This window comes from Rummeliibacillus sp. SL167, assembly GCF_007896505.1.
Lineage (GTDB): Bacteria > Bacillota > Bacilli > Bacillales_A > Planococcaceae > Rummeliibacillus > Rummeliibacillus suwonensis.
Map to the genome: position 1 here is coordinate 128,104 of NZ_VCBM01000004.1, position 14,923 is coordinate 143,026.

Below are 14,923 nucleotides of genomic sequence, written 5' to 3' on the forward strand. Positions count from 1 at the left end.
ACCAGAGTAATGACTTCAGCCAATTAAATGAATCTATGCTATTCTTCGAACAAAAATACATAAATCATTTTGAGATTTATAGCCTTCTATTCCTCTAAAACCTTGTTTTGTATAAAATGTTTTTAATTTTGGTTCGTCTTCACATTCAAGATAAAAAATTCTACCCCCGGTAGCTCTATAAGCATTCATCATAGAATCGGTTGCCATCTTTAATAAATCAGCTCCACATACTGAACTAGTAGCTAAAGCATTCTCGGAAAAATTTTTACCTAGTTGTCCTAATAAATAACCTTTTATTTCATAATTTTCACTATCCGTTTTATGACCAAACCCCATAAGTTTTCTTTTTAATGAACTACTAAATTTCGCAAAATTTCTCTTACTAATTACAAGAGGTTTATTTGATAACGAATAGTATCCGACCAAAACAGGAATACTTTTATATGTAGAGAAGACTAAATATGTACGTGCAATATCCATTTTTTCAAATTCTATAGCTTTATGGTGTAAAAAATTTTCAACGTCATGAACCTTTTCTGGATCTTTACATGGGCGTGAACAAAAAGTGAGGAGGATTTGACGAATCTCCTCCTCACTTCTACCTGTATTCAAAACGTCTTTAAGCTGTACTATATCTAAAGCCATATACTATCTACCGACGAGCTCCCAAAAAGGCATCCATTAAATTGTTAATTTTAGTCGTACTTCTTACTAAATCAACTTTTTGAGATATAACGTGTTCACTCGTCTTCGAATTCTCAATTGCACTGACAATTTTTTTGCCTGACTTTGCCGTGAATTTAAAATCGGTAAGAAAGCTTTGAGTCGCCATTGCTATCACCCCTGATATTATATTATGCTCACGCAGACAACTTATACACTTCATTTTTATTTATGACTAATCATTTATAACTAGTCTGTTTTAAACTTTTCTATACTTTCATTAAACAACTTTTGTTACATTTATGCAATAATTTTCTTTCGTTTTCTTTCGTTTTCTTTCGTTTTCTTATACTATCCATATTTTGCAGATTATACTGAATCCATTGTTAACATTTATTTATATTTATGGTCTTTCAAGTACCTCAATAATCTCCCTTTTCAACTTTCGCAATTCCTCACTAAGCCGTTGCAACTCTTCTTTAATCTGCATGATTTTTTCTTCCATCCACTACACCCCTGTATAGACGTCATACAACTTTAGTTCTATATAATAAGTATTATATCCTCTTTTTATGTATGTAATACAAGACTTTTATCTCATTTTACATATATATTTTTACTTATATTTACTAAATTTGCTTAATTTATATTTATTTTTTAGTTAATATTGATATTAAAATAAAGTAAAGGAGAATTATGAATGAAAAAAGCGATAAAAATTATTATGGCTAGTATATTTGCATTGGCAATGTTTTTCTCAACATATCAAATTCAAAAACCAGTGAATAAAGAATCCCAAAAAGCAAGCACTATATCTTTTAACAAACAAACTGCAGAAGCAAAAGGGTTATTCCCAATTTTCAAGCCAAAACCTAAGCCAAAACCAACACCCAAGAAGAAGAAGAAGAAAACAAAAGCTCAGCTCTATAAAGATGCAAAAAAGAAAGTGATTAAAGTTAAAGGTAGAAATTCTACATATAAATATTCAAAAAAACTAAGAAACCTTCCTAGTAAAGTTAAAAAAGGCTATTCTTCAAGAGATCTATATAAAGATGGTAAGCTAAATACTAGAAGATATTATAAAAAGGATGGTAAGGCCGAAGTAGATATACATTATACAAACCACGGAAATGCCAAAAAGCACCCAAAAGTTCCACATCGTCATGACTGGGGATATAATTCTAAAGGTAAATGGGCAAAGAAAACTGAATGGTATTAGGAGGGATAATATGGATGAAAAAGTTTGGAAAGAATTTAAAGAAGCCATAGAAGAAGGGCAAGAATTAGCATTCGATTATAAAGATGAAGAATGGTGGATTAGTAGAGTACCTGAAGAAAAAAGCTTTCTACTCACACGTTCAAGAGATTCCTACACTCAGGCATTTAAAACTGCAGAAGAACTCTTCAAACATGGGATAATTGATGGAAAACCATTTATTGAAAGAATAAAAGATTTATAATTAATTATTAAGAATTTATATAAAAGACCAGGTACCCATTTAAATGTGAGTCCTGGTCTTTACTTTACACTTTTTCAACAAACTCTTTATTGGCAGTGATATATAAACCAGATTTGGTTTTTAATTTATATACTGATCCATACTTGATCACGTCCACAATCGTATATTTAGTATTTTTTTTGCAAACTTCAACTCGATTTTTTTATCAAACTTCACTTTTTTGTATGCATAACAGTCTTTTTTGATACGATATAAGCCTGTGCCACTTTTATAATATGAAGCTTTAGATGATTTACGAGCAGTTGTCACTTTTTTCTTGTATCCAAGTTCTGCAGCAATCACTTTCCCAATGGCTTGACATAAATCCTCGAAGTTTTTATGATATGCATCTGCATCTTTCTTAGATGTTACAAAGCATACTTCTAATAAAATGGCTGGCTTTGAGGTATTGCGTAAAAAGTATAACTCTTTGCGCTCTTTTGCCCCTCGATCAACGATTCCGAGTGCATTGCTCATTGCTTCACTCATCTTAACTGATAAGCTACGAGCATCATAGTACAAGCATTCAGATCCAGTTGCACTTGCAGAGGCACTATTAAAATGAACACTAATATCCAATGAGCGTGATTTACTGTTGTGATAGTTTACGATATTATCTAAATTTCTTTGTTGAGTAATTGCAGAAGTTTCATGGTATTTATAACCCGCACCATTGTACTGAGTAGTCAAGATCGCATATACTCGATTGACTACTTTTTTTGCTTCGTTATGTTCGTTTAAGATACCTATAGCCCCACTCACTTTGTCCCCATGCCCTGAACTGATTACGAATTTTTTTGTCATTTTTTATCACTCTTTTCATCATCGTTTTCATCGTGTAATTGGGAAAAGGCATCTTTGATAAACTTTGGTGTTTTAATCCCCAATTGGCCTAAATTTTCGATGAAGCTAATACCTTCCATACCAATTAAAAATAGAATCATAGCCGTTCGCATAAAGTGTCCACTTTCTGTTACTTTGTCCATTTGTACAGCCACAATGACCATCAAAATCATGGCCGTCTTTTTCAGTAATCCTTTAAAAGCAACTCTGGAATCGACATTTTTCTTAACTGTATAGGCTGCAGATAAACCTAAAACATAATCAATTCCCATAATGATTGCTAACGCGATCACTAAATCATCAAGTCCTCCTACTAGATAAGTAAGAGATGCGATTAAACCACCTACGATAGAGTTATATAAAAAATGAAGCCCTTACCTACACAGGCGAGGGGCTTTTATCTACTTATTTCAACTTGATTTTTGCTTTTAATGGACTAAAGCTACTTTTGTTATTAAAAATAAACTATTTCTTCAAACTTTTTGTCCAATGCTATGCACAAAATCAAAGCTAATTTAGCTGATGGGTTAAATTGCCCAGTTTCGATTGCACTTATTGTTTGTCGTGACGCACCCACTTGAGAGGCCAATTCTTTGCGTCAATGCCGCCTAATCGCTCATAAATATCGAGCATTCATTTATTCTCTTCTGGCATATAGCACCTTCTTTTCGAAGCGTAAAAGGCTTCAATTTTTGTATAAGAAAAGCCTCCACAATTACTGTGGAAGGCTTTCAAATAAAGCTTTTATTAGTAAATCTTTTGATATTACATTTGCTTTTATACCTTCGCTTAAAAGTGAAATTAAATATTCTTCTCCCAAGTCTAAAGGTCTTGGTACGAAATTCTCTTTTCCATTTGCATCCTTTTTGTAATAAGAGAACCTTATTTCTTCTGTTTCTTTATCTTTAACAATTATTTTCTCTAACGAATAAACAGAATTACCTTCCTCTACTTTTGCCTGCTTAAGTAAATCGCAGTAATCTGTTGATCTTATCACTTCGGTCATTGAATCATCCTTCCTTTTGAATAAAATTTTAAGCATATATTATAAATTTCAATCAAAAGGAGAATTCACCTTTAACAAATTTCCACTATTTTTAATAAAAATAACGCTAGTCGATTGACTGCGTTTGTGTCGCATCAGGTTCCTAATGTGTTAAAAAAGCATGAAACCTTTTCATTTTCGTACGTTCTCCATTATATAATAAGCTAACAAAGGAGGTTTTTAATGTTTAATTATAATGAATACAAAATCACCATGCTAAGAAAAAGTGATCTTACTCAGGAGGAGCTTAATCTTGCGGAAAATTATCCAATAATCACAAAAGGCGAAAAAACTTCACCATATTACTTATTAAAAATCAGTGATCTTGACCCCATCAAAGTATTAAATGATTCTAATACTCCATTAAAGAAAGCAAGGCTAGAAGGTTGCAGAATCTTAAATGAACAATTCGATTGTCCATTGATAGGTAAAACGTTCAAAAGTATTTGCTTTACAAATTACGATAGAGAGAAAAATCCACAATCATCATACTTCAAGTTAGAAAAAAGATAGAGAAGGCTTCACACCTATTCTACTCAACAGTACCATTTGCCACTTCAGTTACTACTTCTTTTAAATTGAATAATGTTGGCACTTGTTCCAATTCATAAGTGCCAGTCAATACTAGACCAACCCACACCTTTACAGCCCACTGTTTTTTGTGAATGTCATGAAATCACCACCTTTCATTGGAAAATATAGTTTTAAAGCAAAATAAAAACGCCTAAGCACTTTAGACGCTCATTGCTTCGATTAATGTAGTTAATTCTGCGATGGCTCCTGCCTGTTCTTGCAACTGTTTCTCATATAAGTCTAATTTGTTTTTCATGGTTGTCATGTCATCAACTGGTTCTATCCAATTAGGATTGAGTGAAAAAACAATTGATGTATCATAACAGTATTTTAATGGTTGTATATTTTCTGGTATTGTATCTACTAAGACATAATCTTTCACCAAAGACTCTGCAATCGCCATTGAATCATTATTAATCATACATTCCCGTTTTCTTAATGATTAATAGTATCAGAAATAGCCAATACTTCACTCTGCTTTCCTAAAACAACATATGCCATAATGCTATCCCCTCTTATTAATAATTTGGTGTATAAATCTTTATTTTCTCACGCTGGGATTTGTTTTCTTTTGAAATCCCCCAAATAATTTCACTGCTAAATGTAATTTTTTTATTCGATCTTTCGCAAAGTGGTACTTTTTAAAATATAATCTAGGTTTAAATATATTTTTGACGCACATATTTCGTTAATCGTTAATTATAGAAAAAGTATCAAAACCCTTATACCCTTATATATAGGATTTTTTTGTAATTAGATAACTGATATCTCTAGAAAGACTCCCCTTTATCAATAATGGATTCTGTTTACAATGAAATAAAATGCACTTCAAGGAACTATTTAAACTATTTTTCAATTTCGTTTTATCACTAGTTCCTTCTTTGATATCTCTATTAATTTCTAGAAATTCTTCTAGCATTAAGTTTATACTATCATACCTTTTATCCTGTAAGACTTTAGTAAAAATATAAGAATGTTGTGGATCAAAGTATTCTATTACTTTACTTATAAAATACCTTTGACCACCTAACAATTTTGCATCTTCCATAAAATTTACCTCTTGATTAATTTTCTAAATATTATATCATAGAACAACATTGAATGTAGTATAGATGTATGGACACACTCTAGTTAAATTAATATGATAGAACAAACGAGAGGACGTGTCCGGAATATGAAACAAAAACGATACAACCACGAATTTAAACAAACAGTAGTAGAGCTTTATCGCTCTGGTCAGTCGTAAAGGATGCCCTTATGACAATGCTTGTATTGAATCTTTTCACGCAACCCTCAAAAAAGAAGAGGTTTATAGAAAACGATATGCAACCTTTGAAAATGCAAGAATCGCCTTATTTCAATATATCGAAGGTTGGTATAATCGGAAACGAATTCATAGTGGAATTGGTTACCTCACGCCAGATGAATTCGAAAAGATATGCCGACACTTTCGGCGTAAAAACTAAGGCGGCTGATTAACCACCCTTCCATATTTTTGGGGCGCAACTTCCATGAATTATCCGCTTCACATCTCAAGTAGGCGGTCAAAGGCTCTTTTCACTTTGACGGGCTACATGGGATGTGGAACACTCCAAAATGGAGGTTGCGCAGAACAAAAAAATAAACTTTTATGTGTCCAGAAACTTGACGTAGATCCACATATTTAATTTTATTGACAGTTTTTAAATAGAGATATATAATTTAATTAGATATTTGGTATCATACTAAACATAATTGAATAAACTAATAATGCAAAGAACGGACATGGTATAGTGAAATGGGTCAATTATTGATTCCCTTATTATACTATGTCCTTTTATATTTATCCCTCACTTAATTATGCCGTTTTGACCTACACAAGACATCTGCTATCTAATCATAATTTGTACTTCTGCATTCTGTTGATAAAACTCCACAACTCAAATAATTCCTATCCCTTTGAAATATAACATTTCATTAATATTATGTATAATTTAATACATTCGCTACAGTGTCAACTTTGAATATCTCATCTATCCCTTCATTAAATTGATTTGCAATATAATTGCGAATTATTTCTTCGGTTACTGTTCCAACTGTCGCACAAAAATAGCCTCTCGCCCACAAATGTTGGCCCCAAAATCTTTTTTTGAGTTCAGGAAATTCATCCTGTAGCAGTCTTGAGGATCTTCCTTTCAAATATTGCAGAATTTTACTCGGCGCCATACTTGGTGGACATGCTAATAACAAGTGAATATGGTCTTTTCCAACACTTCCTTGTATGATTTGAATTCCCCTAGTCTCACAACCTTGCCTGATTAATTCCCTTGTTCTATATGCAATATTTCCATGAAGCATTTTATATCTATACTTGGTTACCCAGATCACGTCATACTTTATATCATGAACTGTATGACTGTTTTTTCGATATCCGTCCATACTTCCTCCCCTCTTTTAAAGTATGGATATCTTAATGGAAGGCTAAAAGCGGATACCGTCTAAAGACGGTGGAGTGAGACCACGCATTTGGAAATTAAATCTACAGATTTCACCTCCTCCGGTACTGCGAAGATTCCGTGTTTACGATTATTTTTAACCATACAAAAAACCTCCTAAAAATTTTTAGAAGGTCATGAACTAGTACTATAAATAGTAAAATTTTATTGGGATAAAATAAAAAGAGGGAAATTTCGCAAGAGTTCAACTCCCGTTCAATATCCCTCTCTTTGTAATCGTTAATATGACTGCGATTAGCAGTCTCTCTTGTATGGAGACGGCGGGAATCGAACCCGCGTCCAGAAAGCGCTAGTCTAAACGTTAGTACCTCGGCAAAGCTAGCGGTAATATTAGCGGTAATATAACGTGCAAATGGTCGTACCTTTCGCATACTCGGTACAATCGAACTTCTTATGTTTAATCATACGGTATATTTCATTAAAAGTAAAGGCGGGAATTACCCGAAAACAACGACTGTTGATTCGTAAAAAACTGCGACAGCTTCGTCTATTACTTGTCCGTACTGTAGACCGGATTAGCCCCCGGAATTAAAAAAATATTACGCAAAATTTTACCCCCCGAGATTAAAAAATATTATCCGCAAGTGGTGGAGCTCAGACGACAGCCCTATGACGGTCGGCGCTTGAGGGGATTTTACGCAAAAAAAAAAAAGACAAGCGCCATTACTTAGCGATTGCCTTCTGCTTTCCTTTTTGCGCTTTCTCTTTTTAAAGTTGCGATTGAAATTCCGGTAATGTCAGCGACCTGCGTAAAGCTATGCGTTTCTTTCAGCTTCATTGCATGATCGAGTTGCTTGCGTGAATACTTTGGCTTTCGTCCATCTTTATAACCTTCGCGTTGTCTCGCAACTTCGCGTCCTGCTTGCGTTCTCTCAACAATCATATCCCGCTCAAACTCGGCAAAGCCAGCGAGCATTGTCAGCATTAGACGGCCCATTGACGTATCTTCTACAACGCCCATATTAAGTATGTGCACGCGTATGCCCTTAGCGAAAAGGTCCCGTATAATCGTTATTGCATCCGTAGCTGAACGAGCAAAGCGGTCTAGCTTAGTTACTACGATAGTGTCTCCGCCTTCTACTACGTCCAATAGCGCTTGGAACTGCGGGCGCTCCTTCGTTGTGCCGGTATAGTGCTCAGCATAAATAGTTTCGCAGCCTTCTGCCTTTAGCTGGCGTTCCTGTTCATCTAGCGATTGATGTAGCGTTGATACTCGCGCATATCCGTACTTAGTCAATGACACCGTCTCCTTTAGTGATACCGATATATGATACCGTTTGATATACCGATAGTATCATGTTGCGTTATCGGTGTCAAATACTTTAATATATGATACCGTTTATGCGATTGAGCCCCCGAGTTTTCACGGGTAGGCACACGCCAGGCGTCTCGAGTAGGTGAAATAAGCGTAAGCCCTCGGAATTGCTTTATTTCGGAAATTACCGGAATGAGCCGGATTAGTATATGGTTCTCTTTCGTAGACTAACGAAACCCCAGCGATAAATGATATAGCGAGTATTAGCGAAGGATGGCGCCCTTATGTATTAATGCGTTGTATTATTAATGCTAATCGTCGTAAGAGCTTTGCTCGTCGACAAGGCTCGCTCTTTGTAGAGCCTTTTACTATTCCGCCATTAACGCTTAATCTCAAAGGCTAACGCCTTTCATTTCACTACGTTCAATGAGCTAGTTGTATATTACCGCTTAAAAAGTGCACATAAATGCTACTAGATATATTTAGTAACAAGTGTGTGCATTTTCAACTAATCCGGAGCAATAAAAAAAGAGGCACAACCGCAGTTATGCGATCATGCCCGTTGTAATCCGTTCTATTTCAATGTAGCTCGTAATGCCTCGATATTTGCCGCCACATCTTCCGCCTTGACTTGCGTTTTTGACTGTTCGCTATTAATCGTAACGCTATCCTTCAATGCGCCAGTCAATTTGTAATAAAGCTCAATCGCCTTAATCGAGCCATTGCCGTTGTTTGACGTTCCTTCGATTAATCGCATAAGCTGGCTGTCTACAATCTCGCGCTTACTTAAAAGCATTTGATTCGCCACTAGCGTCTTATACTCATTAAATGCCGGATTGTCCTTGCGATAGTTGTATAATTGGCGCGCTGAGACGCCTACTTCTTCCGCAATATCCTCTAGTGTCCGCTTGTTACCTTTCGGCGCAAATTGGTTCTCAACTAATAATAAAACTGCGTGCTGTTCTTGCGCTGTAAGTAGCGCCTTTAATTCTGATTCTGTTCTCATACTATCGTTCCCCTTCCGCTAATCTGCTCCACTCTTTATTCTCTGCAATAATCGCGCTATAGTCGTATTCAAAGCACTCAAAACCCTTAGTTTTAGCGATAATCTCCGCTAATGATTCAGTCAGATAGTTTGCCTCACATAATGGAGTGAAGCCCCGTCTAGCGTTCTCCGCTTTATCACGGATTAGGCAATGCAAAGAGGCTGATAACAATATACAATCGCCGTCTACGTTTTTATAGCGCCAATAGACTTCATTATCATGTAGCGAATCCATTCGCATGGCTACGCCTAGCAAGTCAATCCAGCGCTCTATTTTCGCCACAATTTCGGCATCCGAGCGCAAGTCCGGAAATTCGTTTGTCTTTAGCAATAAGTCGGCAACTGCGACAATAAACTCGGTTGCTTCGTCTACTACCATGGCGGCTGCATTGGCGCAAAGCTCCGGATCAATCCGCTTTTGCTTAAGCATACAGTAGCCCCGTTCTGCGTTTACCTTTTCAAGGTCGCGAGTGACTTCCGCTAGTCTGCGCTTTATTTTTTCAATGTCGATGTCCATTTTATCGCTCTCCTTTCGTCATTAAGCTCCTCGTCCTGCAGCTGAGTAAACTTTACTTGCCAATACGCTTGCTATCGCTTCAATATCGCTTTCCTGACGAACATTGAACGTATTACCTGTAATCAATACACCGCCATTACCGGAGTCGTACGTCTTAGCTTGTTCTGCTGTAAGAATTTTCTCGTTAGCATGGAGCCTTGCAACATATCCGTCATAAGGTACACGGTTAAGTCCGCCTTTATGACTGTGTCCTGTTAAGTTCAATCCGCCATAATTCTTCGGCGCATAATTGACCATTGAGCCGAGTTGCGGATTGCTTTTCGATATTTTCTTAGCCGGCGCTACTTCCGATGCACCCCAATTTACTTTAGGTATGATTGGAATATTTACGCCAGGAATCTTGTTAATTGTGCCAATAAGCGCATTGATTTTGCCGATTACGCTATTTACTGAGTCTGCTGCGTTTTGTTTAATGGATTTCCAAACGCTTGACCATACGGTTTTTACCCTGTTCCAATTTTTGTATAGCAAAATTCCGGCAGCAATAACAGCGCCAATTGCGACGACTATCCAAGAGCCTGGGAACAACATCATAGCGAGCCGTACCAACGTAAACGCCTTTCGCACAAAGCCGACTACCTTCCATAATCCCCGGAACACCTTAACGCCAGCACCGACAACCGTTGTAATCGTTGAGAATAATCTGACTAGAAACGATAGCGATTTAAGTCCGACAAATGCGATGGCGACGCCTTTTGCAACGCTTGTAATCGTTCCCCAGTTGTTTTGGACGTATGAAGCGAATTTAACGGCGTATTCGGTCGCTTTTGTAATAGCTCCACCTATTTTTACGTTCATTGTCTGAGCGAACTTATCAAATGCCGGGCTATTTATCTTCGCGAGTACATCATCAAGCGCCTTTCCTATGCCTGAATTCCCGTCAGTTCCCATGTTCCGAAAGACCGAGCTCATGCGTTCTTTAACCTGATTCCACTTCGCCATGGTTGTCGTCCCCATCTTATCCACGGTCTTATTCGTTATACCGGCTTTATCGAGGTACTTTTGGATTCCCGCTAATTGGTCCTCAAAGCTGAGTTTTTTCAGGTCGTTGACTACGGATTTTGGCATCTCGAATCGCTCAGCCATTGATACTCCGTCACCGGACGCTAACTCTTTCATAGCGTATACAGCGCCTTGAAGCCCCTGCTCAGGATCCATAATGGATAATTTCTCCGCAACTTTCCACGCTTGTTTAAGTGCCGGTAAATCCTTAGTTATCCCGATAAATGCCTTCGAGCTGCCCATCATATCGCTAGTGTTCATAATCGGACTGTCTTGCGCCATTTTTTGAATCATAGCGTTGTATTGATTCGATAGTTTCTTATCATCGAACATAGCCTCGATTAGCACGGAGCTTTGCTCGAATTTCATGGCTTCTCCGATTGTAGATTGGAACAATTTCGCAGCTGAAACCGCACCTCCTAGCGCTAAAGAAACCTTTCCAACTGCGCTCGTAACGCTGTTCATCCCGCTTGTACCGTGCTTCCCTACGTCTCCTATTGCCTTGCTTAGACGCCCGGAGTTTTTTGCGGTTGTGCTAATAGCGCGGTCAACGTTCTTTAACTGCTTGCTGAGCCGGTCATCCAAGCGTAGTATCGCTTTTAAATCTATTGCCATTTCTTCATCCCCTTTTCTGCATGATAAAAGCCGTCATTGCAGCGTTTTCTCTCTTTCGCTACAAGCGGACGGCTCTGCATTCATTTATACAGTTTTTGTATTTCTTTCTGCGCTGCTTCCATAAACCCCCGTGCTTTAAGCGTCTGCCAAACGCTTTTCTTATCTTGCGCCTTTTTTAGCGCTTTTGCAGCCCGTAATACTAATGCAGCTGCGATATAGACCTGACTGTCGCGCTTAATCTCCTTGACCGCTGGCATTGCGTCTACCATTCTTCTAAGCGCCAATTCGTCTCGAAGTCCACCGTTTAAAACCGGCAAAAACGTTTGTTGTAGTTCATTGATTTTCTGTAAATCGTCTAGTGTTGCCATGTTATCGCTCTCCTTTCGTCAAATAAAAAAGCGCCCGAAGGACGCTATTCTCCATCTGTATCTACATTTTGTATTTCTTCTAATTCTTTTTTAGCTCGACTATAAGCAACGCGATCCTCTAACCGCCCTGTCTTACGAGCCTTATCCGCCAGTTGCTCGAGCTTTTCAGCTGTCATTGTCTCCTCAACCGGATTCTCCATATACTTCCGCTTTAATTTTGCGAATAAAACACGAGTGCCATCATCTCCGGAGCTCCGTGCTATATCACGAGCTAGTTCCATATCTTCCGCTGTAATTTCTTCGCCAAGCTCTAGCTTTTGATTTAACTTAGATTGTTGGTAGCGTAAGTTTGTTACTAACATTATTTCGCCCCCTTAATATCTTTGATTGATGCGATATAATTTATATTTTCTTTCTTTAACCCACTACCGTCGCCACCTATTAAAGCGTTATAGTCCTCGGCTAATACATTCATATAGCCTTTTGCGGTATTGACGCCGGGCTTTCCGTATACTTTAAATTTGCTAATTGGATTGTGGATCATATAAAGCGAGCTAGTTTTACCCAGCAATTTGTTTTGACGAGAAATGCCTTCTAATTCTTCGATTTCACTGTTGTATAACGACTTAACCTCTCGGTAATCGAGTAATGCGGAATAAATAAGGTCCCGCGCTAACTCTAAGCGTTCCTCAATAGGCTTAACTTGCTGTTCTGCGATTTCATTTGTGAACGATTGATTCCACTCGTCTACAAGCGCCACCGTATCGAAATCAGGCTTACTTATAGCGCTTAACGCAAGACTAGTATCGCGGGCTGCCTTTTCGTATGCCGCCTTTGCTTCATCTACCTCAGTATCTAATTTAGCGAGTTCTGCTGTGGCGTCCTTGCCAGTTCTTATTGACTCGGTGAAGGCTTTCTCATAGGCTTGCGTTGCTTTTTGGTACGCGTCTTTTGCCTCGTCTAATTTAGCCTGTTGCTCATCCACCTTAATGCTGTACTCCTCGTTTTGTTTTTGATATTGTTCTAATGGTTTAAATTGTAATTTTTTAATTGTCATAGTCATATCGCTCCTCAAATTTTGTTGTTATTTTCTTAGTTTGCGTATATAAAAAAGCCATCCACCGCGGAGGCTTTGGCTTTAGATTAATTCCGTATATTTGCATTAGCTCGCTTTCTTGGCGCTTAATAAAGCGCTCTGTTGACGTTAAATCGCGCTTGTAAACAATGTCTCCTAGCTGATTTTGTACGATATACGCATATAGCGCCTGTGTGCTAGTCTCCGCGTTATCGACTTCGTAAAGGACCAGCTCGTCTACAATATCCGAATAACTCGTAAAAGGACGGGCGACTGTCGAAACAAGCTCGTTATTAACGTAAATAAGCATAGCGAGCATCGGAACGCCCTGTAATAGTTCGACGTTTACCTCAGCGAATCGCTTCATATCACTGAATGACCTTCGTTCTCTAATTCTTTAATAAACCATTCCTTATAACGATGACGCTCTAGTAACTCGTCAGCATCTCCAGCACAAGTTTCTACCCGTAATGACTTTACTTTCTCTAATGTCTCAGCGTTATACGCGATTAATCGGGCGATACTATAAGGAGCTTCCTTATATTCTTCCTTGCAAACCTTGATACGTGCCATTCTATCTACTCCCCTTCAGGTCAATTTTAAGCTCAACGTTTACCTCAGCAAATCGCTTCATAGTATCGAGTAACCTTCCGCCTCTAGTTCCGCGGTCAATTCTTTCATCGTTCTTTCAAGTAACTCGCCCGGCTCCTCGTTAATATGTTCGCGTTCTAACACTCGCACCACTTCGCCCGTCTCCGCATCTGCCACAATGCACCGGCAAGTAGCATAGCGTAAGTCATGGGCGACACTATCCGCATATACACGAAGTATCATTTAATCACCGCCCTTATAATGTCCTTGACGGTAGGGCTAGCGATGATGAACGCCAGCTCTGTCGCGGTTAAGGTGTCTCTATCGACGTCTATCGCTATTTGCTTAGTGCCAGCGTCAATATAGAGCTTATTAGCAACGCGGTCATGGTAAAGATTAACGTTAGTCATATCGCTATCTCCTCCCCAAATCGACTTGCAACTCAACGTCTAGCAGGTCCAAGCGCTCAGCGGTCCGACGGCTCATATTGCCTTTGCGGTCGATAATATCCTCAATAAAACGCTTTGCATTGGTAGCGTATATAACTAAAACCTTGCCCGGCGCTATCTCATCAGCCATCTGTTCAAGCGCTAAATTGACGGCTAGAGGCGCTCTAGTTCCCTCGTATAACGTCCCAACCTCGATTATCTCGGTCTTATTGGCATATGTGAACGTGATATAAGTGTCTGAGTCCGTACATTTAGCGCGTTCAATAAATAAAGTCGCTGTTATTCGTTCTTTGGTGATTACGTCGGCAACGTCTTTTAGCCAGTCGTCTGAGTGCTTAATATCGGATGATGTTTTACGTGGCATTAGATATATTCACCTCCGAAAAATACGGAAAACGCTATTAATAAAATTCCGCAAGTAAAGTTAGTTATCATTGCTATTTGTTGGATTAAATCTACCATTCTCAATCTCCCTCTCTTTATCAATCTCAATTTCTATTTTTAGCTACTTTGCTTTACAGACTTAATGCTGCAAGCACAATCACTTAATGTATCTTTTAGCATTACTGCAAGACGTTTACCACTTGTTTCAAAGCTTTTTAATTCTGCAACAAATGAAGAACTATTACTATAAATATCTAGCTCAGCGCCTTGATGATCTCTACAAAAGTAAATCAGCTCCTTATATAAGGGGAATATCGCGTTTGTATTTGTGTAATAGCTACTAGAAGTTCCTTCATCGCTAGTAACTGTCACCTCGCGTTTTTGATTATCAATTGTTCTAATTTTTAATGTAACTTCCATTTGACTTCGCTCCTTCATTCATAT

General features: G+C 38.0%; 24 protein-coding genes and 2 pseudogenes. 4 read left to right on the forward strand and 22 right to left on the reverse strand.

Features of this window, described 5'->3' with window-relative positions; translation table 11 throughout:
• Positions 1 to 33: 33 nt before the first annotated feature.
• Both FEZ13_RS15970 and FEZ13_RS15975 read right to left on the reverse strand, forming a co-directional pair.
• Positions 34 to 645 carry a GNAT family acetyltransferase gene (locus FEZ13_RS15970; protein WP_146553513.1) on the reverse strand — a complete coding sequence of 204 codons (612 nt, stop codon included), beginning with the start codon at positions 643 to 645 and terminating at the stop codon, positions 34 to 36.
• Between the two features lie 7 nt (positions 646 to 652).
• Complete coding sequence (locus FEZ13_RS15975; protein WP_146553514.1) at positions 653 to 832, reverse strand: hypothetical protein; 180 nt, start codon at positions 830 to 832, stop codon at positions 653 to 655.
• Between the two features lie 531 nt (positions 833 to 1,363).
• On the opposite strand from FEZ13_RS15975, the gene FEZ13_RS15980 reads away from it, so the two are divergent.
• Both FEZ13_RS15980 and FEZ13_RS15985 read left to right on the forward strand, forming a co-directional pair.
• Entirely contained in the window at positions 1,364 to 1,882 is a 519-nt protein-coding gene (locus FEZ13_RS15980; RefSeq protein ID WP_146553515.1) for a hypothetical protein, read from the forward strand.
• 10 nt (positions 1,883 to 1,892) lie between these two features.
• On the forward strand, positions 1,893 to 2,123 hold the full coding sequence (locus FEZ13_RS15985; protein WP_146553516.1) for a hypothetical protein: 231 nt from the start codon (positions 1,893 to 1,895) through the stop codon (positions 2,121 to 2,123).
• A 64-nt stretch (positions 2,124 to 2,187) separates the two neighbouring features.
• Here FEZ13_RS15985 and FEZ13_RS20535 read toward each other — a convergent pair whose 3' ends face one another.
• The 5 genes and pseudogenes from FEZ13_RS20535 to FEZ13_RS16005 form a co-directional block, all read right to left on the reverse strand.
• Positions 2,188 to 2,280 (reverse strand): DUF5776 domain-containing protein, encoded by a 93-nt coding sequence (locus FEZ13_RS20535; RefSeq protein WP_222434429.1) that lies wholly within the window; start codon positions 2,278 to 2,280, stop codon positions 2,188 to 2,190.
• Positions 2,271 to 2,966 (reverse strand): N-acetylmuramoyl-L-alanine amidase, encoded by a 696-nt coding sequence (locus tag FEZ13_RS15990; protein WP_146553517.1) that lies wholly within the window; start codon positions 2,964 to 2,966, stop codon positions 2,271 to 2,273. Before FEZ13_RS15990 ends, FEZ13_RS20535 begins: the two co-directional genes overlap by 10 nt.
• Positions 2,963 to 3,355 carry a phage holin family protein gene (locus FEZ13_RS15995; RefSeq protein ID WP_146553518.1) on the reverse strand — a complete coding sequence of 131 codons (393 nt, stop codon included), beginning with the start codon at positions 3,353 to 3,355 and terminating at the stop codon, positions 2,963 to 2,965. The genes FEZ13_RS15990 and FEZ13_RS15995 overlap by 4 nt, the downstream gene beginning before the upstream one ends.
• A 104-nt stretch (positions 3,356 to 3,459) precedes the next feature.
• A pseudogene (locus tag FEZ13_RS16000) lies at positions 3,460 to 3,597 on the reverse strand (helix-turn-helix transcriptional regulator); the annotation flags it as partial.
• Between the two features lie 123 nt (positions 3,598 to 3,720).
• Positions 3,721 to 4,011: a hypothetical protein gene (locus FEZ13_RS16005; protein WP_146553520.1), complete on the reverse strand. Its 291-nt coding sequence runs from the start codon at positions 4,009 to 4,011 to the stop codon at positions 3,721 to 3,723.
• A gap of 222 nt (positions 4,012 to 4,233) precedes the next feature.
• Here FEZ13_RS16005 and FEZ13_RS16010 point away from each other — a divergent pair, with 222 nt between their 5' ends.
• Positions 4,234 to 4,563, forward strand: a complete 330-nt coding sequence (locus FEZ13_RS16010) for a hypothetical protein (protein ID WP_146553521.1) — start codon at positions 4,234 to 4,236, stop codon at positions 4,561 to 4,563.
• Between the two features lie 220 nt (positions 4,564 to 4,783).
• On the opposite strand, the gene FEZ13_RS16015 is transcribed toward FEZ13_RS16010, so the two are convergent.
• A complete protein-coding gene (locus FEZ13_RS16015) occupies positions 4,784 to 5,005 on the reverse strand; it encodes a hypothetical protein (protein ID WP_146553522.1) in 222 nt (73 codons plus the stop codon).
• A 348-nt stretch (positions 5,006 to 5,353) separates the two neighbouring features.
• Positions 5,354 to 5,671 (reverse strand): hypothetical protein, encoded by a 318-nt coding sequence (locus tag FEZ13_RS16020; protein WP_146553523.1) that lies wholly within the window; start codon positions 5,669 to 5,671, stop codon positions 5,354 to 5,356.
• Positions 5,672 to 5,861: 190 nt separating this feature from the next.
• Here FEZ13_RS16020 and FEZ13_RS16025 point away from each other — a divergent pair.
• A pseudogene (locus FEZ13_RS16025) lies at positions 5,862 to 6,089 on the forward strand (integrase core domain-containing protein); the annotation flags it as partial.
• Between the two features lie 496 nt (positions 6,090 to 6,585).
• On the opposite strand, the gene tnpA reads toward FEZ13_RS16025, so the two are convergent.
• The 13 genes from tnpA to FEZ13_RS16080 all read right to left on the reverse strand — a co-directional run bounded on the left by tnpA (position 6,586) and on the right by FEZ13_RS16080 (position 14,899).
• Positions 6,586 to 7,041 carry an IS200/IS605 family transposase gene (gene tnpA, locus FEZ13_RS16030; protein WP_146553524.1) on the reverse strand — a complete coding sequence of 152 codons (456 nt, stop codon included), beginning with the start codon at positions 7,039 to 7,041 and terminating at the stop codon, positions 6,586 to 6,588.
• A gap of 744 nt (positions 7,042 to 7,785) precedes the next feature.
• On the reverse strand, positions 7,786 to 8,355 hold the full coding sequence (locus tag FEZ13_RS16035; protein WP_146553525.1) for a recombinase family protein: 570 nt from the start codon (positions 8,353 to 8,355) through the stop codon (positions 7,786 to 7,788).
• A 592-nt stretch (positions 8,356 to 8,947) separates the two neighbouring features.
• Positions 8,948 to 9,379 carry a phBC6A51 family helix-turn-helix protein gene (locus FEZ13_RS16040; protein ID WP_146553526.1) on the reverse strand — a complete coding sequence of 144 codons (432 nt, stop codon included), beginning with the start codon at positions 9,377 to 9,379 and terminating at the stop codon, positions 8,948 to 8,950.
• Position 9,380: 1 nt separating this feature from the next.
• Positions 9,381 to 9,935 (reverse strand): hypothetical protein, encoded by a 555-nt coding sequence (locus FEZ13_RS16045; protein WP_146553527.1) that lies wholly within the window; start codon positions 9,933 to 9,935, stop codon positions 9,381 to 9,383.
• A 21-nt stretch (positions 9,936 to 9,956) separates the two neighbouring features.
• Positions 9,957 to 11,612 carry a phage tail tape measure protein gene (locus tag FEZ13_RS16050; protein WP_146553528.1) on the reverse strand — a complete coding sequence of 552 codons (1,656 nt, stop codon included), beginning with the start codon at positions 11,610 to 11,612 and terminating at the stop codon, positions 9,957 to 9,959.
• Between the two features lie 80 nt (positions 11,613 to 11,692).
• A complete protein-coding gene (locus tag FEZ13_RS16055) occupies positions 11,693 to 11,980 on the reverse strand; it encodes a hypothetical protein (RefSeq protein ID WP_146553529.1) in 288 nt (95 codons plus the stop codon).
• Between the two features lie 44 nt (positions 11,981 to 12,024).
• Entirely contained in the window at positions 12,025 to 12,342 is a 318-nt protein-coding gene (locus FEZ13_RS16060; RefSeq protein WP_146553530.1) for a hypothetical protein, read from the reverse strand.
• On the reverse strand, positions 12,342 to 13,037 hold the full coding sequence (locus FEZ13_RS16065) for a hypothetical protein (RefSeq protein ID WP_146553531.1): 696 nt from the start codon (positions 13,035 to 13,037) through the stop codon (positions 12,342 to 12,344). Before FEZ13_RS16065 ends, FEZ13_RS16060 begins: the two co-directional genes overlap by 1 nt.
• On the reverse strand, positions 13,027 to 13,422 hold the full coding sequence (locus FEZ13_RS19835; protein ID WP_222434430.1) for a hypothetical protein: 396 nt from the start codon (positions 13,420 to 13,422) through the stop codon (positions 13,027 to 13,029). The genes FEZ13_RS16065 and FEZ13_RS19835 overlap by 11 nt, the downstream gene beginning before the upstream one ends.
• Positions 13,419 to 13,628 carry a hypothetical protein gene (locus FEZ13_RS16070; protein WP_146553532.1) on the reverse strand — a complete coding sequence of 70 codons (210 nt, stop codon included), beginning with the start codon at positions 13,626 to 13,628 and terminating at the stop codon, positions 13,419 to 13,421. Before FEZ13_RS16070 ends, FEZ13_RS19835 begins: the two co-directional genes overlap by 4 nt.
• A 257-nt stretch (positions 13,629 to 13,885) precedes the next feature.
• Complete coding sequence (locus tag FEZ13_RS19700; protein ID WP_186725955.1) at positions 13,886 to 14,056, reverse strand: hypothetical protein; 171 nt, start codon at positions 14,054 to 14,056, stop codon at positions 13,886 to 13,888.
• A 4-nt stretch (positions 14,057 to 14,060) separates the two neighbouring features.
• Positions 14,061 to 14,459 carry a hypothetical protein gene (locus tag FEZ13_RS16075; RefSeq protein ID WP_146553533.1) on the reverse strand — a complete coding sequence of 133 codons (399 nt, stop codon included), beginning with the start codon at positions 14,457 to 14,459 and terminating at the stop codon, positions 14,061 to 14,063.
• Positions 14,460 to 14,596: 137 nt separating this feature from the next.
• On the reverse strand, positions 14,597 to 14,899 hold the full coding sequence (locus FEZ13_RS16080) for a hypothetical protein (RefSeq protein ID WP_146553534.1): 303 nt from the start codon (positions 14,897 to 14,899) through the stop codon (positions 14,597 to 14,599).
• Positions 14,900 to 14,923: the final 24 nt, after the last annotated feature.